The following is an 18714-nucleotide window of genomic DNA, read 5'->3' as shown; positions in this document are numbered from 1 at the left end:
CCTGCCCCCACCGCCAGCGGTGGGGTTTTCGGCTGAATAGGCGGGAATTTCAGAGCGCGCCGTTTTTCGGCGGCATGACGCCGTTCAGATGGTAGTTGCCGACAACGTGGTATTTCCAGCGCACGGGATCGTGCAGTGTATGAGTACGGGCGTTGCGCCAGTGGCGGTCGAGATTGAGGCTTGTTTGTACCGACGAGGTTCCAGCAAGTTCGAAAAGCGTATTCGAAGCCTCGATCGCCACCTCTGTTGTCAGTACCTTGGCGGCGGCAACCGCAAGCGTGGCCTCGATCACCTTTTCCTCCGTCGTTTCGACCTGAGCGGCATCCACCTTGTTACCGGCACGCTCTACCAGAGCGGTTGCCGCTTCGAGCCGGATGGCGATCTGGCCGACCTTGGCGATTGTCAGCGGATCATCCGAGGCACGATCGAGGCCGCTATCCATCCAGGGGCGCGATTTTTTCCTGACGAAATCAAGCGTTTCGGCAAAAGCCGCCCGCGCGATCCCGAGATCGATGCCGGCATGGATGATCTGGCCGACAGAGCCGATCGTCGTCGGCCGCTCGAAACCCTTGTGATGAAAAACCACGGAATCGGCGCTCACATAAACATTGTCGAGGATCGTCGTGCCGCTGCCGGTGGTGCGCTGGCCGAAGCCATCCCAGTCGTCGACGATCTCGACACCTTCAGTGCCCTTCGGCACGAAAGCCATGGTCAGCCGGTCTTCCGGATCGAGCGCGAAGATGGTGATCCAGTCGGCGAAGAGCACGCCGGTGGAATAGAATTTCCGGCCGTTGATCCGGTAGCCCGGGCCGTCGTGGGTAATGCGCGTGTGGTAGTGGCCGACCGTCTTGGTGCCGCGCTCGGAAAGCGCATTGCCGAAGCGGTCGCCCGCCAGGACGCGGCCGAAGAAATAACGCTGCTGCTCCTCGCTGCCGTCGGTCCTTAGCGCCTCCAGAATATAGAAATGGTTCTGCGGGATCTGGCCGATCGAACCGTCCGCCTCCGACAGGATCGCGGTGATCTCGGCAAGCACGGCATTGGAGACGTCGAGCCCGCCATATTGCGCGGGCACGGTGATCGCCAGAAGGCCGGATTGCGCGAGAAGATCGAGTTCGGCAAACGGCAGGATCCGGTCGGCATCGCGCTCGGCGGCGCGCGCGGCAAATTGCGCCGCCAGTCTGCGGGCGGTGGCGATCGCTTCCTCGTCGCTGCCGATGCGGGCGGCCAAGGGTCGGATCTGATCTGTTGATCTCAGCACGGTGTTCATCGATGTCTCCAATTCTGACGAGCCCATCGGTGAAAGAAATCAAGCGTCGAGATAAGAGCACAAATTCTATAGAAGCCGTCGAAAATGAAAAGTGTTTGCTTATCGGCCCCCCAACCGCCGCGATTAGGGTTTGCGTTCAACACTGTCGCGGCGAGGCGGCCCCGCAAGCGTTAAAATTCCAGCCCGGAATTCTTGCTTGCGGTCTCGATTCGATTTCGGCGACTACCTACGTAACCAGAATTCCGCTGCCTCGCCGCAACGGTTGCACAATGAGCCCAATGCGGAGCAGGCGGCCGCCTTGCCCGCTCCATGAGGAACATCATGACCCCACGGCAGTTGCGCCTCGGCGCCTTCATGCGTCCCGTCAGCCTGCACACCGGCGCATGGCGTTATCCCGGTTCCTACCCCGATGCCAACTTCAATTTCGCGCATCTGAAGTTCTTCGCCCAGGCGCTGGAGCGGGCGAAATTCGACGCCTTCTTCATGGCCGATCACCTGGCCGTGCTCAACATGCCCGTTGAGGCGCTGAGGCGCAGCCATACCGTCACTTCGTTCGAGCCCTTCACGCTGCTGTCGGCGCTGGCAGCGGTGACGGAACGTATTGGCCTCGTCGCCACCGCCTCCACCACCTTCGACGAGCCCTATCACATCGCCCGGCGTTTCGCCTCGCTCGACCACATCAGCAGCGGCCGCGCCGGCTGGAACATCGTTACGACTTCAAATCCCGATGCCGCACTCAATTTCGGCCTGGATGAGCACGTGGAGCATGGCGAGCGTTATCATCGTGCGCGCGAGTTCTATGATGTCGTGACCGGGCTCTGGGACAGCTTCGCCGACGATGCCTTTATCCGCGACCGGGAGAGCGGCCTGTTCTTCGATCCGGATAAAATGCATGTGCTCGGTCACAAGGGTGAAGAACTGAGCGTGCGCGGGCCACTCAATATCGCCCGCCCACCACAGGGCTGGCCTGTCATCGTTCAGGCCGGACAGTCCGATCCCGGCCGCCAGCTTGCTGCCGAGACCGCCGAGATGGTCTTCTGTTCGCCGCGTGATCTTGCCGCCGGCAAGGCGCTCTATGCCGATATCAAGGGCCGTATGGAAGCCATCGGCCGCAACCGCGACCATCTGAAGATCCTGCCTGCCGCCTTCGTCATCGTCGGCGACAGCATCGAGGAGGCGCGCGGCAAACGCGCCACCCTCGACAGCCTGGTGCATTACGACAGCGCCATCGCCTCGCTTTCGATTGCCCTCGGTCACGACGCTTCCGCCTTCGATCCAGACGCGCCGCTGCCGGCCGATATTCCCGACACCAATGCCAGCAAGACCGGCCGCGCACAGGTGCTGAAATTGGCTGCAGAGGAGAAGCTGACCGTGCGCCAGCTGGCGCAGCGCTACGGCGGCTATGCCGGCCTCGCCTTCGTCGGCACGCCGGCAAGCATCGCCGACGAGATGGAGCGCTGGCTGGATGAGGAAGGCTCGGATGGCTTCAACGTCGTCTTCCCCTATCTTCCGCAAGGTTTGCTTGATGTCACCGACAGGCTGATTCCCGAGCTTCAGCGCCGCGGCCTGTTCCGCAGCGAATACGAAGGCACGACGCTGCGCGAGCATCTCGGCCTGCCGCGGCCGGGGAACCGGTTTTTCGCCGCAGGGGCATGAAGAACAGCTCGCGAGCGCTCAGCTCGGCGCGCCGGCAAAGCGCCAGGGATCGATGCATTCGACACCGAGCGGGTTGAAATGCGCGACATTGCGCGTCACGTCAGTCCGTGCTCCGGCGCCGTGGCTGCGATCATCGCATCGGCGGAGAGACGCTTATCCGCGGTCGGCAGCAGGCCGGCCCGGCTTGCCGTCGCCGTGTCGAACGGCAGGATGCGCCCGGCGAATTCCGCCAGCACGATCTCGTCCATCCAGCGGTGGAGATTCTAGGCGAAGCCAGGGTCCCTTGTGCGCTCGCGCTGAATGCCGAACTGGATTTCCATGATCGTGACCGCCGAGATAGGCCTCAGTGACGGAAAACTCCTCATGAAGTCTTGGAATTCCCGCGCCTGCCGTTCGACCCCGCGCGCTGCGGAGACGATATTCGTATCGAGGAGGAACACCATCAGAACTCGAGAGTCCTGTCGAAGCCGATCCGCTCGGGCTCGAATTCTCGTTCATCCGCCCGAGGATCGCGCAATGCCGAAAAGAGCGTCTTCGGCGCTTTCCAAGTCGCCTGGAATGCGGCGTAGCTGACAAGCACATAGGCTGCCTGGCCGTGATCGGTGATCACAAGCGGCCGCTCGCTTGCCTCCTTCTTCGCCTTGCTTGGATTCTGGTTGAAGCCGGCGCTGGTCATGAAGGACATTCTCATCGGAAAGTTCCATGCTACATTTACGAGAAAATATACTACCTCATGTCTACTTTACAGACGCTCAGGTCAGGGCTCCGATCTCAAACGCGTCGCTTTCGCCGGATACCAGTTCCAGCGGCCAGATGATGTTGCGGCCGCCATCCGGATAGAACGCGCGATAGGCCGGCATGTTAGAGAGAAGCGTCTGGCCGATCGCGATGCCGAGATCGTGGAGCGACATGCGGAAGCAGCTGAGCGAGGGCTGCAGGAAGCGTGCGCGCGGAGCGTCGCGGAAGCCTATGACCGCGAGGTCGCGACCGGGGAGGATCCCCGATTCCGTCAGCCGCCGGTAGAGGCCGATCGCCATGATCTCGTATATCAGGATGACTGCGGTCGGGCGGTCTTCAAACTGCAGCAGTTCCTGTGCTGCGCGGTACCCGCCTTGTTCGCTCGACTTGACGCGAATGACCAGCAAGGGATCGAAGCGGATGCCGTGCCGTTCGAGCGCACGGCGGTAGCTGTCGACAAAGACGTAGCCGAGGTTGGCCTCGGTCGATGGCGCAGTGATCGCGATCCGGCGATGGCCGCGCGCGACCAGCCGTTCGACAGCGCGTTCGGCGACCCCCTCGAAATCCAGATCGACCCAGGGGAAATTGCCGGCTGAAAGGCTGCGGCCGACAGCGAGGAAGGGAATCTTTGCGCGCAAGAGAAGATCGATGCGCCGATCGATACGCTGCGTGTTGGAGATGATCATCGCATCGACGATACGTCGCGCCACCATGCGCTTCAGATATTCGCACGGGTCCTCATCGGCCGGGCAGGGGAGCATCAGGAGGTCGAGCTTATGGCGGGCAAAGCAATGCTGCAGCCCGCTGGTGACCCCAAGGAAAAAGTTGTCGGCATTTTCGACCACTTCCTGGCTGGATTCAATCATGAAGCCGATGACCTTCGTCTCTCCTTGTCGAAGGCTTCGCCCCGATTGATTGGCGACGTAGCCGAGCTCTTCGGCCGCCGCCAGCACGCGCCGGCGGGTTTCCTCGTTCACGTCGGGTTTGCCGTTCAGGGCACGGGAGACCGTGCCAATCGAGATATCAAGGTGTTCAGCAAGTTGGCGGATGCCTCTCGTTGCCGACGCTTTTCCTTTGCTCCGCATTTTCGCATTTCGCCTCTATTGACAGCGTAAAATGTTTTCGCCTACAGTCGTAAACGTTTACGGGATGCGTGTCACCAAGAGAGTTGGCGCCGTTCCCTCGGAGGAAATCGTGAAATTCAGTGCCATTCTGTGCGGGTGCGGAGCTATGTCCAAAGGTTGGTTGCGCGCCATCGCTTCCAACCCCCAACTCGCCGAGTCCATCGCCATTGTCGGCCTCGTGGACCTGAACCGGGAGACGGCGGAAACGCTCGCCGCCGAGTTCGGTCTGGAAGGCGCAGTCATCGGCTCGGACCTGTCCGACGTCATTGCTGTCACGAAGGCTGATCTCGTCTTCGACATCGTCATTCCGTCCGCCCGGTATGATGTTGTTTCGACCGCACTCAAGGCCGGCTGCCACGTGCTCAGTGAAAAGCCGATGGCGGCCTCGCTTGCCGAAGGCGCTGCGCTGATCGATCTCGCGGCAGAGACCGGCCGTATCCACGCCGTCATCCAGAACCGACGCTTCATCTCGGGGGTCAGGCGCCTGCGCCGTTTCGTCGACAGCGGTGCGATCGGCGAGCTCACCGCCATTCACTGCGACTTCTTCATCGCGCCACATTTCGGCGGCTTCCGCGAGGAGATGGACAATGTGCTGCTGCTCGACATGGCGATCCATACCTTCGATGCGGCCCGCTATGTCGCGGATAAGAAGCCGCTCGCCGTCTATTGCGTCGAGCGCAATCCGAAGGGCTCCTGGTACAGGCACGGCGCCTCGGCAAACGCCATCTTCGAATTTTCCGACGATATCGTCTTCACCTATCGCGGCTCCTGGTGCGCGGAAGGCGAGCGCACCAGTTGGGAAAGCCAATGGCGTCTCGTCGGCTCGAAAGGAATGCTGACCTGGGACGGCGACGAGAATTTCAAGGCAGCCGTCGCCGGCGAAGAGCCTGGCCTTCTGCACGGCTTTGTTTCCGTAAACGTTCCCGGTCCGGAACATGATGAGGAGACTCACGGCCACGCCAGTGTCATCGCCGATTTCATCGCGGCGATCGGCACCGGCAAACAGCCGGAGACCGTCAATTCCGACAATATCAGAAGCCTCGCCATGGTCTTCAGCGCGATCGAAAGCGCCAAGACCGGCCGGCGCATCGAAATTTCAGCATAGGATGAAGTGACGTGAGCAATCCTGCAAAATCCATTCGCATCGGCACGATGGTCAGCGGCAACAAGGGTGATGCCGCCGCACGCATCGGCCAGATCGCTGACCTCGGCTTCGAAAGTTTCGAACCCTTTTTCTGGCAGACGACCAAGGGCCAGAATCTCGCCGAACTCGGCAAGCGCTGCCTTGACGCGATCGGCGACCGCGACATCACCATTTCGACGCTCGGCATGTTCGGCAACCCGCTGGAAGAGGACGCAATTGACCTGGAGACGTTGCAGGGCTGGAAGGACTGCATCGACAACGCCCATCACTTCGGCGCCTCCTGCGTCGCCGGCTTCACCGGCCGCATTCGCGGCAAACCGCTGACCGACAGTCTGCCGCGCTACAGAGAGATCTGGAGCGAGCTCGCCAGGCGCGCCGCCGACAAGGGCATCAGGATCGCTTTCGAAAATTGCGCCATGGACGGCAACTGGGCGAGCGGCGACTGGAACATCGCCCACAATCCCGATGCCTGGGAACTGATCTTCAACGAAACGCCGGATGACCATATCGGGCTGGAGTGGGAACCCTGCCATCAGATGGTCTATCTGATCGACCCGATGCCGCAGATCCGCAAATGGGCGCACAAGATCTTCCACGTCCACGGCAAGGACGCGACCATCCGCTGGGAGGTCATCAAGGAACACGGGATCTTCGGCAAGGAGAAGTTTGTTTTCATGCGCACGCCGGGCTTCGGCGACAGCAACTGGACCGACATCATTTCCGAGTTGCGCCTTGCCGGCTGGTGCGGATCGATCGACATCGAAGGCTGGCACGACCCGGTCTACCGCGACGAACTCGAAATGACCGGCCAGGTCTATGCGTTGAACCACCTCAAGCATGCCCGGGGCGGCGAATTCGTCGTCGATCCGGTCTGATGACATCGTGGCCGGCAAAGAGGAATTGCCGGCCCACGGGGATAACCACAAAGGAGGAGAACCATGGCTATCCGCAAATATGCAATTCTTGGCGCTCTGGCGCTCGCAAGCGTCTCGCTCTTCGGTCTGTCCGCCAAGGCGGAAGACGTCAAGCTGACGCTCTGGTCGCTTGACAAGGACACCCAGCCTGCGCCGACCTTGGTCAAGGAATTCAATGACCAACACAACGGCATCACCATCGAATACCGGCTGATCCAGTTCGACGACGTCGTTACTGAAGCCATGCGCGCCTACGCGACCGGCCAAGCGCCCGACATCATCGCCGTTGACAATCCCGAGCACGCGCTCTTCTCGTCGCGCGGCGCCTTCCTCGATCTCACCGACATGATCTCCAAGTCGACCGTCATCAAGCCGGATAACTATTTCCCGGGCCCGCTGAAATCGGTCGAATGGGACGGCAAATATTACGGCGTGCCGAAGGCGACCAACACGATAGCTCTCTACTACAACAAGGACATGTTCAAGGCGAAGGGCCTCGATCCGAACAAGCCGCCGCAGACCTGGGATGAGTTGGTCGAGGATGCCCGCAAGCTGACCGACCCCGCCAAGAACATCTACGGTCTCGCCTTCTCGGCCAAGGCGAACGAGGAAGGCACCTTCCAGTTCCTTCCCTGGGCGCAGATGGGCGGCGGCAGCTACGAGCACATCAATGCCGACGGCGCGGTAAAGGCGCTCGAGATCTGGAAGACGATCATCGATGAGAAGCTCGCCTCTCCCGATAGTCTGACGCGCGGCCAGTGGGATTCGACCGGTACCTTCAATTCGGGCAATGCGGCGATGGCGATCTCGGGTCCGTGGGAACTCGACCGCATGGTGCAGGAAGCGAAATTCGACTGGGGCGTCACCCTGCTTCCGGTTCCGAAGGAAGGAGCTGAACGCTCCTCGGCCATGGGCGATTTCAACTGGGCGATCTTCGCCAGCAGCAAACATCCGGCCGAAGCTTTCAAGGCGCTCGAATATTTCGCCTCGCAGGACGACAAAATGTTCAAGAACTTCGGCCAGCTTCCGGCCCGTTCCGACATCTCGATCCCCGAGAGCGGCCAGCCGCTGAAGGATGCCGCCCTCAAGGTCTTCCTCGAACAGCTCAAATACGCGAAGCCCCGCGGCCCGCATCCGCAATGGCCGAAGATCTCCAAGGCGATTCAGGATGCTATCCAGGCAGCGCTGACCGGCCAGATGAGCCCGAAGGACGCGCTCGATCAAGCCGCGGATAAGATCAAAGCTGTGCTTGGGTGAGGAGCGGTTCGGCGCAGCCGAAGCAATCGATCCAGTGGATCGATTGCAGCGACGAACGCCCGGAGCCAAAGCGCAGGGCCGGGATCGCCGCTTGCTCCCTCTTCTCCCAACGGGGTCCGAAAGGACGGGCGAGACACGCGGCTCGACCCAGGTACGGATACCCAACAGGCAGATGAGGGAGGTGAGGAGCGCAAGCGACGAACGTTCTGAACGCAAGTGAAGAACAGTCAGCGTCGAGCTCGCCGCCCCCTCATCCGACCCTTCGGGCCACCTTCTCCCCTCTGGGGAGAAGGGAAAACTCAACCATTTCCTCCCGGCAGGGGCCGTCTTCCGCGTCACGCGCCTGACGGCCCCGTTCGGGACATCGGAGGACCCATGAAGAGGATCCTGACGAGCGTCAGGGACGGCCGCGGTTTCGATATCGTGCTGGTCGCTTTTCCCCTTGGCTTTCTGTTCCTGATGGCGGGGCTGCCGCTTATCTACAATGTGGTGATGAGCTTCCAGGAGGTCGACATGTTCAGCCTCGGCACCTTCTCGCGGCCCTTCGTCGGCTTCAAGAACTATACTGACCTCTTCGCGCAGCCGGAAACGCTGCCGATCCTCTACAACACCCTCATCTTCGTCACCGGCTCGATCGCCGGCCAGTTCCTGATCGGTTTCGGCCTGGCGCTGTTCTTCTGGGTCAATTTTCCCGGCGCCTCGTGGATGCGCGGGCTGTTCCTCGTCTCCTGGATAATGCCCGGCCTCGTTGCCGGCGCCATCTGGAACTGGATCCTCTCCGGCGACTTCGGCGTCCTGAATTTTATCTTGAAGGAGAGCGGCATCATCTCCGGCAACATTTTCTGGCGTTCGGATCCGCATTATTCACTTTATGCGGTGATCATTGCCAATATCTGGCTCGGCGCCTCGTTCAATATGATCCTGCTCTCGGTCGGTCTTGCCGGAATCCCGGCCGATCTCTACGAAGCGGCCGAACTCGACGGCGCCAATGTCTGGCAGCGCTTCTGGACGATCACGCTGCCGATGATGCGCTCGACGATCGGCGCCATCGTCGCGCTCGGACTCATCTTCACGCTGCAGCAATTCGATCTCTTCGCCGCGATCACGTCGGGGGGACCGAACAATTCGTCGAACGTCACCCAATATTGGGCCTGGGATCTCTCCTTCCGTCAATACGACTTCGCCAAGGGCGCGACGATCTCCGTCATCATGATCGTTTTCGTCATGTTCGCGTCCGTCGTCTATGTCCGCTCCACGCGCCACGAGGTGCGCGGATGAGCACGACGAACCGTGACCGGCTGATGCTGGCAATATCGATCGTCATGGCGGCGATCTATCTTTTTCCGCTCTACTGGATGTACATCACGGCGCTGAAAAGCGGCTCCGAGATGTTCGCCACGCCGCCGAGCTTCTGGCCGGCAGCACCCCAATGGGGAACCTACGCCTATGTCTGGGAAAGCCGAGACATGGGCCGCTATCTATGGAATTCGCTGGTCATCGCGCTCGGTTCCGTGGCGCTGATCACGCTGCTCGGCATCGGCTGTGCCTATGTGCTCGCGAGATATCGCAACGTCTGGGTGGATATCGGCCTGTTCCTGATCCTGATGCTGCAGGTTCTGCCGGCCTCGCTGATGATCACGCCGATCTTCGTCGGCTTCTCGCAGATCGGCATGCTCTCCTATCCGCGCCTTGCCGTCATCATCGCGATCGCAGCAAAACACATGCCCTTCTTCGTCGTCCTGGTGCGCGCCACTTTCATGAGCGTTCCGCAGGAACTGGAGGAGGCGGCCCTCGTCGACGGCAATTCGCGCATTGGCGCTTTCTCCAACATCGTGCTGCCGCTTGCCCGCAACGGCATCCTCGTCAGCGCCATCCTGATCTTCATGCAGGCCTTCGGCGAATTCGTCTACTCGAAGTCGATGATCCAGGCGGTCGATCTTCAGCCGGCCAGCGTCGGCCTCAACTCCTTCATGGGGCCGAACACCAACGAGTGGAACAACATCATGGCCTACGCCACGATGTATGTGACGCCAATCCTCGCCATCTTCGTTCTCTTGCAGCGCCGCATCGTGTCCGGCCTCACCTCTGGAGCCCTGAAATGACCACGCAGATCGAGCTCAGAGGCGTCAATAAATATTACGGCGCCTTCCATGCCCTGAAGAACATCGACCTTTCGATCGCCAAAGGCACCTTCGTTGCGCTCGTCGGCCCCTCGGGTTGCGGCAAGTCGACGCTGCTGCGCTCGCTTGCCGGGCTCGAAAGCATTTCCACAGGCGATCTCCGGATCGCCGGCGAACTGATGAACGGCGTGCCGCCGCGCAAGCGCGACGTCGCCATGGTCTTCCAGTCCTATGCGCTCTATCCGCATATGACGGTCGAGGAGAACCTGACCTACAGCCTGCGCATCCGCGGCATCGCCAAGGCGGAGGCCAAAAAGGCGGCCGAGGACGTGGCGGCGACGACGGGGCTTTCGCATCTTCTGAAGCGTTACCCGCGCGAACTGTCCGGCGGCCAGCGCCAGCGCGTCGCCATGAGCCGCGCCATCATCCGCCATCCCAAAGCCTTCCTGTTCGACGAGCCGCTCTCCAATCTCGACGCAGCGCTCCGCGTCCACATGCGCAAGGAAATCCGGGCGCTGCACGACCGGCTGAACGCAACCTTCGTCTACGTCACGCACGACCAGGTCGAGGCGATGACGATGGCCGACCACGTGGTGGTGATGCGCGACGGTATTATCGAGCAACAGGGCGCACCGCTGGACCTTTACGACCGGCCGGCAAACCGCTTCGTCGCCGGCTTCATCGGCTCGCCGGCGATGAATTTCATTCCCGCGATCGCGGGGGAGGACGGAAAGAGCCTGGTGTTGGATTTCGGCGCGGTGAAGCCGAAGCTTGCACTGGCTCGCGCCGTCGAGCCGGGTCGTCAGCTCGTCGCGGGTATTCGGCCGGAACACATCGAGGTGGTCGCGCCCGGGCAGGGCAGCTTCGATGTGCCGATCGCCTTCGTCGAATCGACAGGTTCCTCGACTTTCATCGTCGCGGCGACCCAGCCGGAGCTGACGATCGTCGAGACGAGGCGCGATAAGGTCAGGCCGGGTGAGATGATCGGGCTTTCGGTCGATCCGGCGCAGGTGCATCTCTTTGACGCATCGACCGAGCGCCTGATATAGCTCGCATCGGACAAGTGCGGCGGCTTCATAAAACCATCATCGGGCTCTGCGAAAGGAGTGGCTCCGCACGATCCACCCCATGCAGCACCCGGATTTTCACATGACATCCTCCCCGATATCAGCGCGTCTTTCTCCGAACGCCTCATCCCGTCTTGTCGTGCTTGCCGAAACGGTATTGAAGGCCGGCGACACGGCCCGCGCCTCGCTGCGGCGCAGAACCTCTCAGGAAATGCTTGCGAAGGCGCCGCGCGACTATCAGACCGAGATCGATGTCGCCGTCGAGCGGATCATCGTCGAGGAGATGATCAAGGCCTTCCCTGATTATGCCATCCAGGGTGAGGAGGCCGTCGGCAACCGTACGGCCGGGCCGGAAACCCCGGTCATCTATATCGATCCGATCGACGGCACGACCAACTATGCATGGGGCGTCCCGCATTTCGGCATCACGATCTCGATTGCCGAAGGCGGCAGGCTCGTCGCCGGCGTCGTCTACGACGCCATGCAGGACGAGCTGTTCAGCGCCGAGATCGGCGGTGGCGCCTATCTCAACGGCGAGCATATCCGTTGCGCTGATGTCAGCGACATCGAAAACGTGCTTGTTGGCGCCGGACTGCCGATCCCTGGCCAGGTCAAGGCGGTTTCGGAAGAGACCTATTTCGACGCCATCAAGCGCCTGATGGCCAATACGGCGGGCGTGCGCCGCCTCGGCTCGGCCGCACTGTCGATCGCCTATGTCGCCTGCGGCCGGCTGGACGGTTTCTTCGAGGACGGGCTCTCGATCCATGATTTCGGCGCCTCGGCGCTGATGGTCGAAGAGGCGGGCGGCATCGTCACGCGTTTTTCCGGTGCTGATGTCGACGGGCGCGGCGATATCCTTGCGGCCAGCAAGGCGCTCTATCCCTGGCTCAGGGAAGGTTTCTCGAACAAGGCGTAATCGCCTATACCGACAGGAGCTCAGCCTCCGCGTCGCTCTTTGCCGGCATCGACTGATGCACGAGCGCGCTGTCGCGGAAGGCGAAGAAGCTCGCGAAGCTCGGCTCGACCTTCATTCCGGCCCGGATTCGATCGTCCGGCGCCACCATCGCCTTCAGGCGTGTGCCGTCTACGAGATCAATATCGACCATCTTATGGGTGCCGAAATCGACGATGCGGTGGGCAGTCGCCGCATCCGCCTGATCAGAAGGACGGATCACCAGCGCTTCGGGGCGGCCGGCAAGCGTCACCGGCCCATCCTCGATGGGAATGGCGAGCGGGAAGAGAGGGTGCCCGCAGACACCGTTTCTCGTGTGGCTCTGGACGAAATTCATCGAGCCGATGAAGCCGGCGACGAAGGCTGTCTGCGGCTGCCGGTAGATGGTACTCGGCGGCGCAATCTGTTCAGTACGCCCGTCGCGCATGACGACGATGCGGTCGGCAAGCGCCAGGGCCTCGTCCTGGCCGTGGGTGACGAAAAGCGTGGTGATGCCGAGGCGCTGCTGGATATCGCGCACTTCCTCCCGCAATCTTTCGCGCAAGTGTTGATCGAGGCTGGCGAAGGGTTCGTCGAGCAGCAGGATCTTCGGTTCGAGCACCAGCGAGCGGGCAAGCGCGACGCGCTGCTGCTGTCCACCCGAGAGCTGCGTCGTCATCCGCCGCCCATAATCGGCAAGGCCGACCAACGCCAATGCACTCTCGACACGCTCATGGATTGCTGATTTCGGCAGCCGGCGAAGCTTCAGCCCGAAGGCGATGTTGTTGAAGACATCCATATGCGTCCAGAGCGCATGGCTCTGGAACACCATACCGGTCGGGCGCCGCTCGGGCGGCAGGCTCGTCACATCTTTCGCATCGATGCGGATCGTTCCGCCGCTCGGGCGCTCGAAACCGCCGATCATCCTGAGCAGCGTCGACTTGCCGGAACCGGACGGGCCTAGCAGGCATACGAGCTCGCCGTCGCCGACTTCGAGCGAGAAGTCGCGAACGGCATAGCTGGTCCCGAACAGCTTCGAAACACCCTCGATCGCCAAACGTGCCATAATCCTTCCTTGTCCCGACGCGCGGCGCCTCACGCGCCAAAACCTCTCGCAAAGGCGCCGGTGCCGACCACGCGGCGCGCGAACATCAGCGCGATGAAGGACGGCACCCACAGCATGACGGAGAGCACGGCGCCGTATTGCACGACGATCTGATTGTTGATGAAGCTGATCATCAGCACCGGCATGGTGCGGATTTCGGGCGCGCCGATCAGCCAGGCGCCTTCGGTTTCGTAAAAAGTGCCGACGAACGTCAAAAGCAGAGCTGCCGATATCGTCGGTGCGGCCTGCGGCAGCGTAATCGACCAGAAGACGCGCAGCGGCGTGGCGCCGGCATCGCGCGCCGCCTCTTCCATGCGCCGGTCGACATTCTGAAAGGCCGCGACCGGAATCCAGATCATCAGCATCAGCGTGCCGACGAGCTGGATAAGTACGACGCCCCAGAAAGTGCTGATCAGGCCGAGCTGCAGAAAGATGCCGGCGATGGCGACGAGCAGGCCGAATTTCGGAAAGGCATGTGACGCCAGGAAGGAGAGGAAGAGGATGTTCCTGCCGGGGAAGCGCATGCGCGCGAAAGCGTAAGCCGCGGGAAGGCAGATGACGGCGGAAAGAATGGTCACGGTCGTCGTCAGGCGCAGGCTGAGCAGGAGAGCCTCCCAGACATCGGGACGTGCCAGCGTCTGGCCCCAGAAGCGCAGGCCGAATTGCTGCGGGATCACAGAGGGATAACGCCAGACCTCGGTAAAGGCCCATGTTCCGACGACAACAAGCGGCAAAGCGATGAACAGTGTCAGCAGGCATGCGAAGAGCAAGCCGATCCAATCGAAGCGGAGGGAGATGCCCGATCTGCCGATGCTCATGGTCTGGTCTCGGGGTTGCGGGCAATCGACCTGATATAAAGAATGCCGAAGACCAGGCAGAAACCGAAAGTGATGACCGCCTGCGTCATGGCGTTCAGCGGATCGTTCATGTCGGCGAAGGTGCGCTGCATGAATGGCCCCATCATCTCCGGCGATGCCGGACCGAGCACATAGGGAAGGGTGAAGGCGGAGAAGATCCCGAGAACGGCGAAGGACGCGGTCACCAGCAGGGAGTTGCCCATACGCGGCAGGATGATCGAGATAAAGACCCGCAGTGGCCTTGCGCCGACGTCGCGGGCGGCCTCGATCGCGCTGTTCGACACGGAGGAGAGCCCGGCCGTGAGCATCAGCACAGTTAGGGGAAGATTATCCCAGACAAGACCGATAACCGGTCCCCACGGAGTCAGATAGGGTGTGCGCAGCTTGGGCAGGCCGATTGAATTCAGCAGCAGATCGACGGTGCCGTTCGGCCCGATCGTCCTGATCAGCGCATAGGCGAGGATGATCGACGGCACGAACATCGGGAAGATCGCCAGTCCCTGCACGTAGGCGGCAAGGCGCCCCTGCGAGAAACGGAGGTAGAGCGCAATCGGAAGCCCGATCGCCAAGAGCAGGATGCCGCAGACCGCAGTGGTCCAGAGCGTCACCCATAGATTGGCGAGGCTGTAGCCGTCGGTGAAGAAGAAGCGGTAGGAGGCGAGCGAAAACTCGCGCGCGCCGTCAGCACCCGGTACGAAGATCGTGCCGACGACAGCCGAAAAGATCGGAAAGATGATCAGCCAGGCGAGCAGGAATACCGGCAGGGCAACGAGGAGGAGGCCGATCGCGCCCCTCCTGTGGATGGTCCGGTGACGGCGCAGGGCCGCCGGCGCAGTGTCGGTGGACATCAGGTACGGCTGATGCCGGGCGCGACGCTGCGGTACCAGCCGTCATTGATCGCCCTTTCCCAATCGCCGGCGGGGAAGGTCGGGATGGTCGACGGAATCACGTCGGCATATTTCTTGCGGAGATCATCGGAAATATGATCCCAGGAGACAGCCGGGAAGCCGCCGATCCCAGTGATGATCGCTTCCTGCATTTCCGTCGTCAGCATGAAGGCGGCAAGCTTCAGCGCCGCATCCTTGTTGGCGCCGTTCGAAAACACGGTGATGCTGGAGAAGCCGCCGCAAAGCGCGAGATCGCCGAGCTGCACCAGGCCGGTCGTCTCCGGCAGCACACCCTGCGCGATCGCCTGCAGCACCTGATCCGACCAGACCGGCACCATGGTGACGACGCCCTGGGCAAGCAGCTGGATCGACTGGGTGTTGCCGGATGTGTAGGCGCCCTTGTCGTAGAGGGAGGGGGCGAGATCGGTGAGAATCTTCCAGGCCGGCGTCAGCGCCTCGGTGCCGAAGTCGGCAGTGTAATTGTCGATCTTGAACTTCTTCGGGTCGCGGCCGTTGGCCTCATGGATCGCGCGGCGGACGAAGTTGCCGCCCGAGCCGCCCTTGTCGGGCCTGTTGTAGATGAACTGGCCGGGATTGGCCTTGATCCATGTGGTGAGCTGCTCCCAGCTCTTCGGCGCATCCTTCGGATCGAGCTTGGTCGTATCGTAGGCGAGCAGGACCTGCGAGCCGCGATAGGGAAGAGAGTAGGGGGTATCGAGGGCAAGCGGATTGATGTGGTCGTAGCCTTCGATGTTCTCGGCAGAGAACTTGACCCAGAGACCGGCATCGATGCCGCCGGACGGCAGGCGTGGATCGAACTGCTCGAACAGATCGGCCTGCGGATCGGTCTTGGTCTTCAATGCTGCAAGCGCACGATCGGCAATGGCGCGCAGACCGTTATTGTCGCCGGCATCGGTCACCTTCAGGGCAACGCCCGGATGGGCCTTCTCGAAGGCCGGGCGGATGATGTTGTTCCAGAGGTCGACGATATTGGCGTCCGAACCGCTGTAGAGGTCGATCGTGCCGGCCGCGGCCGATGCGAAGCGCTGAAGAGCCAGAAGACCGGCCGCAGCCGACGAAGTGATCAGAAATTCACGCCTGTTCATAACCCATCTCCATCAGGTGTCGCGGCTCGGTCTCCGCGGATTGTCCTGGGCCTTGCTAGCGCCGGCGCGTAACATCGACATGACAGGCAGGGCCTGTTCGAAGGGAAATTGCACAGCTGTGCTGATATCCGCCGTATGGAAATTGGCGGCTTGAGACACTATCTGTCGGGAAACAAGGAGATACCAAATGACCGAAGAACGTGCAGTGCTCGCCGGCGGCTGCTTCTGGGGCATGCAGGACCTCATCCGCCGCTATAATGGCGTGATTTCGACCCGCGTCGGCTATACCGGCGGCGACGTGCCGAATGCCACCTACCGCAACCACGGAACACATGCCGAGGCGATCGAGATCATCTTCGATCCCGCCCGGATCAGCTATCGCGAAATCCTCGAATTCTTCTTCCAGATTCACGACCCGACCACGCGCAATCGCCAGGGCAATGACGTCGGCACGAGCTATCGCTCGGCGATCTTCTACGTCAGCCCGGAACAGGAGCGCATCGCCCGCGATACGATTGCCGATGTCGACGCATCGGGCCTCTGGCCCGGCAAGGTCGTCACCGAGGTCGTGCCGGCCGGCGATTTCTGGGAGGCCGAGCCCGAACACCAGGACTATTTGGAGCGGATTCCGAACGGCTATACCTGCCACTTCGTCCGACCGGGCTGGAAACTGCCGGCCCGCCAGAAGATCGCCTGACGCTATTGATGCATGCCGGCATCTAGATGCCGGCATGCATCGTGCAAGTCGTCGTTGCTGCTCGAACGGACTGCGGACCTTCAGGACGCCGTGTGACCTGCGATCACGCGCACCATCTCATCGATGTCCTGATCGTGAATTTCGTGTCCTCCACCGCTGATCCGATGCAGTTCCGCGTTCGGAACGACACGCGTGAAGGCCTCTCCGTGCTCGATGGGAAATAGCGGATCCGATGTGCCGTGGATTGCGAGAACCGGCATATCTATTCGGGATGCATGCAACGTTGCGCCCTCATTCCCGCTTAACAGCATGAAGTGGTTCGTCGCACTGACGAAGGATGGTGCGCGATCCGTATCACGCGCGATCAGAGCACTCGCGGCTTCGGCGTCATGCTGATGCTTCGTGCCGGCAAGCATGGCCGAGTCACGCCGCATGAAATCGGCGATGGCTTCAAGGTCAGACCAGTCGATGTTTTCGGCAGCGGCGGAGTGCTCCTTATAAGCTGAGGTGGAGGAGGGCAGCCCATCGACCCCGAGCGGCGACGAGCTGATCAGGGTGAGCGTCCGCACTCGCCGGGGATGGCACAGTGCGGCCTCTTGCGCCACGAAACCGCCCATCGACATGCCCACGAGATGCGCAGCTTCGATGCCATACGCTTCGAGAATGGCGATCGCATCATCGGACAGATCGCCGAATGAATAGGCCGGCTTGCCCGGCGGATAATGCGTGGAAAGGCCGGTGTCGCGCTGATCGTAGCGGATGACATGGCGCCCTTGGGCGGCGAGTTCCTGACAGAACCTTTCCGGCCACCACAGCATCGATGACATCACGCCCATGATCAGCAGCACGGGGGGGCTAGCCGGATCGCCGAATGCTTGAGTCTGAAGCCGCACGCCTCTGAGTTCAACGACTTTATCGGCGACGGGAGATGAGCTGGCTGCTTCCATGACACCGCACTTCTGATTGTTATTTGAAACCGGTTTTATCTTGCATAACTGATCCCGATATGCAATCTGTTTTTCAAGAAATCCAGATGAGCCAAAAACGAGGATGAGCGGGATGGCATTGGATCTTGCCGACTTTTACGACGCAGAATTGGCGCGCCATAATGGGCACCTTCGGGATGTTGCCGATGTCGGCGCGGCTGACCGGGTGCTCGATATTGGCTGTGGGGCGGGGCAGACGACCCGCGAGGCCGCCCGCGTCGCGCCGCAGGGAAAAGCGGTCGGCGTCGATACTTCAGCGGAGCTGCTCGAGATCGCAAGGCGACGGAGCGTCGCCGAGGGTTTAGGCAATGTGACGTTCGAACTTGGCGACGCGCAGGTGCACGCATTCCCGGCGGCCGGATTCGACCTCTGCATCAGCCGGTTCGGCGTGATGTTTTTTGCCGATCCGGCAGCGGCCTTTGCCAATGTCGCCCGAGCGATGCGTCCCGGTGCGCGCCTTGTGTGGATGGTGTGGCAAAGCCGCGAGCACAACGAGTGGTCCGAAGCCATCCGGCAAGCCTTGGCGGCGCCGGCTGCGGTTTCTGCAGATGCTCCCGATCCGTTTTCGCTCGGCGATCAAGCGATTGCAACCGCCCTTCTGGGCGCAGCAGGCTTTACTTCGATCGACTTCATTGACGTGCGGGAGCCGGTCTTCTATGGACCCGATGTCGATACGGCGCTCGGTGCGCTCGCCGGCCTCTATCTCGTGAAGGACGCGCTTGCGCATGTTGGTGAACCGCGCGAAAAACCATTGCAGCGGCTACGCGACTTGCTCGAAGTGCATATGACCGCCAAGGGCGTGTTCTTCGACTCGCGCGCGTGGATCATCACGGCTCGCCGGGCCGAGGGATAGCGGAG

At 61.6% G+C, this 18714-nt stretch carries 20 protein-coding genes; 10 read left to right on the top strand and 10 right to left on the bottom strand.

Annotated features, from left to right (window positions below; genetic code table 11):
- Positions 1 to 49: 49 nt before the first annotated feature.
- Positions 50 to 1267, bottom strand: a complete 1218-nt coding sequence (locus J0663_RS22540) for an SfnB family sulfur acquisition oxidoreductase (RefSeq protein ID WP_207245037.1) — start codon at positions 1265 to 1267, stop codon at positions 50 to 52.
- A 321-nt stretch (positions 1268 to 1588) separates the two neighbouring features.
- Here J0663_RS22540 and J0663_RS22535 point away from each other — a divergent pair, with 321 nt between their 5' ends.
- Positions 1589 to 2923, top strand: coding sequence for an LLM class flavin-dependent oxidoreductase (locus tag J0663_RS22535; protein ID WP_207245034.1), 1335 nt, complete (start codon positions 1589 to 1591; stop codon positions 2921 to 2923).
- 95 nt (positions 2924 to 3018) lie between these two features.
- Here J0663_RS22535 and J0663_RS31370 read toward each other — a convergent pair whose 3' ends face one another.
- The 4 genes from J0663_RS31370 to J0663_RS22520 form a co-directional block, all read right to left on the bottom strand.
- A complete protein-coding gene (locus tag J0663_RS31370) occupies positions 3019 to 3171 on the bottom strand; it encodes a PIN domain-containing protein (RefSeq protein WP_246590439.1) in 153 nt (50 codons plus the stop codon).
- Between the two features lie 15 nt (positions 3172 to 3186).
- Positions 3187 to 3366, bottom strand: coding sequence for a PIN domain-containing protein (locus J0663_RS31365; protein ID WP_246590438.1), 180 nt, complete (start codon positions 3364 to 3366; stop codon positions 3187 to 3189).
- Positions 3366 to 3614 (bottom strand): type II toxin-antitoxin system Phd/YefM family antitoxin, encoded by a 249-nt coding sequence (locus J0663_RS22525; RefSeq protein WP_207245032.1) that lies wholly within the window; start codon positions 3612 to 3614, stop codon positions 3366 to 3368. The genes J0663_RS31365 and J0663_RS22525 overlap by 1 nt, the downstream gene beginning before the upstream one ends.
- A gap of 61 nt (positions 3615 to 3675) precedes the next feature.
- Positions 3676 to 4746 carry a LacI family DNA-binding transcriptional regulator gene (locus tag J0663_RS22520; RefSeq protein WP_207245031.1) on the bottom strand — a complete coding sequence of 357 codons (1071 nt, stop codon included), beginning with the start codon at positions 4744 to 4746 and terminating at the stop codon, positions 3676 to 3678.
- 109 nt (positions 4747 to 4855) lie between these two features.
- On the opposite strand from J0663_RS22520, the gene J0663_RS22515 reads away from it, so the two are divergent.
- The 7 genes from J0663_RS22515 (at position 4856) to J0663_RS22485 (ending at position 12203) form a co-directional block, all read left to right on the top strand.
- On the top strand, positions 4856 to 5890 hold the full coding sequence (locus tag J0663_RS22515; protein WP_207245024.1) for a Gfo/Idh/MocA family protein: 1035 nt from the start codon (positions 4856 to 4858) through the stop codon (positions 5888 to 5890).
- A gap of 11 nt (positions 5891 to 5901) precedes the next feature.
- The gene (locus J0663_RS22510) at positions 5902 to 6804 is read left to right on the top strand and encodes a sugar phosphate isomerase/epimerase family protein (RefSeq protein ID WP_207245023.1); all 903 of its coding nucleotides are present in this window, start codon (positions 5902 to 5904) and stop codon (positions 6802 to 6804) included.
- A 63-nt stretch (positions 6805 to 6867) separates the two neighbouring features.
- A complete protein-coding gene (locus tag J0663_RS22505; RefSeq protein ID WP_207245021.1) occupies positions 6868 to 8100 on the top strand; it encodes an ABC transporter substrate-binding protein in 1233 nt (410 codons plus the stop codon).
- A 375-nt stretch (positions 8101 to 8475) separates the two neighbouring features.
- Positions 8476 to 9378: a carbohydrate ABC transporter permease gene (locus tag J0663_RS22500; RefSeq protein ID WP_207245020.1), complete on the top strand. Its 903-nt coding sequence runs from the start codon at positions 8476 to 8478 to the stop codon at positions 9376 to 9378.
- A complete protein-coding gene (locus tag J0663_RS22495) occupies positions 9375 to 10202 on the top strand; it encodes a carbohydrate ABC transporter permease (protein ID WP_207245018.1) in 828 nt (275 codons plus the stop codon). Before J0663_RS22500 ends, J0663_RS22495 begins: the two co-directional genes overlap by 4 nt.
- Complete coding sequence (locus tag J0663_RS22490; RefSeq protein ID WP_207245017.1) at positions 10199 to 11269, top strand: ABC transporter ATP-binding protein; 1071 nt, start codon at positions 10199 to 10201, stop codon at positions 11267 to 11269. The genes J0663_RS22495 and J0663_RS22490 overlap by 4 nt, the downstream gene beginning before the upstream one ends.
- Before the next feature lie 100 nt (positions 11270 to 11369).
- The gene (locus J0663_RS22485) at positions 11370 to 12203 is read left to right on the top strand and encodes an inositol monophosphatase family protein (RefSeq protein ID WP_207245015.1); all 834 of its coding nucleotides are present in this window, start codon (positions 11370 to 11372) and stop codon (positions 12201 to 12203) included.
- Positions 12204 to 12207: 4 nt separating this feature from the next.
- Here J0663_RS22485 and J0663_RS22480 read toward each other — a convergent pair whose 3' ends face one another.
- From J0663_RS22480 to J0663_RS22465, 4 genes are read right to left on the bottom strand one after another with little or no spacing between them, the layout of a single operon-like run.
- Entirely contained in the window at positions 12208 to 13284 is a 1077-nt protein-coding gene (locus tag J0663_RS22480) for an ABC transporter ATP-binding protein (RefSeq protein WP_207245013.1), read from the bottom strand.
- 29 nt (positions 13285 to 13313) lie between these two features.
- Positions 13314 to 14141 (bottom strand): ABC transporter permease, encoded by an 828-nt coding sequence (locus J0663_RS22475; protein WP_207245012.1) that lies wholly within the window; start codon positions 14139 to 14141, stop codon positions 13314 to 13316.
- Positions 14138 to 15028 carry an ABC transporter permease gene (locus tag J0663_RS22470; RefSeq protein WP_207245011.1) on the bottom strand — a complete coding sequence of 297 codons (891 nt, stop codon included), beginning with the start codon at positions 15026 to 15028 and terminating at the stop codon, positions 14138 to 14140. The genes J0663_RS22475 and J0663_RS22470 overlap by 4 nt, the downstream gene beginning before the upstream one ends.
- A complete protein-coding gene (locus tag J0663_RS22465; protein WP_207245009.1) occupies positions 15028 to 16173 on the bottom strand; it encodes an extracellular solute-binding protein in 1146 nt (381 codons plus the stop codon). Before J0663_RS22465 ends, J0663_RS22470 begins: the two co-directional genes overlap by 1 nt.
- A gap of 187 nt (positions 16174 to 16360) precedes the next feature.
- Between J0663_RS22465 and msrA the strand changes: the two genes are divergently transcribed.
- Positions 16361 to 16870, top strand: coding sequence for a peptide-methionine (S)-S-oxide reductase MsrA (gene msrA / locus J0663_RS22460; protein ID WP_207245007.1), 510 nt, complete (start codon positions 16361 to 16363; stop codon positions 16868 to 16870).
- An 80-nt stretch (positions 16871 to 16950) separates the two neighbouring features.
- Here the strand turns inward: msrA and J0663_RS22455 are convergent, their stop codons facing one another.
- Positions 16951 to 17817 carry an alpha/beta fold hydrolase gene (locus tag J0663_RS22455; protein ID WP_207245000.1) on the bottom strand — a complete coding sequence of 289 codons (867 nt, stop codon included), beginning with the start codon at positions 17815 to 17817 and terminating at the stop codon, positions 16951 to 16953.
- Between the two features lie 112 nt (positions 17818 to 17929).
- Here J0663_RS22455 and J0663_RS22450 point away from each other — a divergent pair, with 112 nt between their 5' ends.
- Positions 17930 to 18709, top strand: coding sequence for a class I SAM-dependent methyltransferase (locus J0663_RS22450; protein ID WP_207244998.1), 780 nt, complete (start codon positions 17930 to 17932; stop codon positions 18707 to 18709).
- Positions 18710 to 18714: the final 5 nt, after the last annotated feature.

Origin of the sequence: Rhizobium lentis, from assembly GCF_017352135.1 — a bacterium.
Lineage (GTDB): Bacteria > Pseudomonadota > Alphaproteobacteria > Rhizobiales > Rhizobiaceae > Rhizobium > Rhizobium lentis.
The sequence above is the reverse complement of the archived record's forward strand: the minus strand, read 5'-3'. Positions and strand labels throughout refer to the sequence as shown.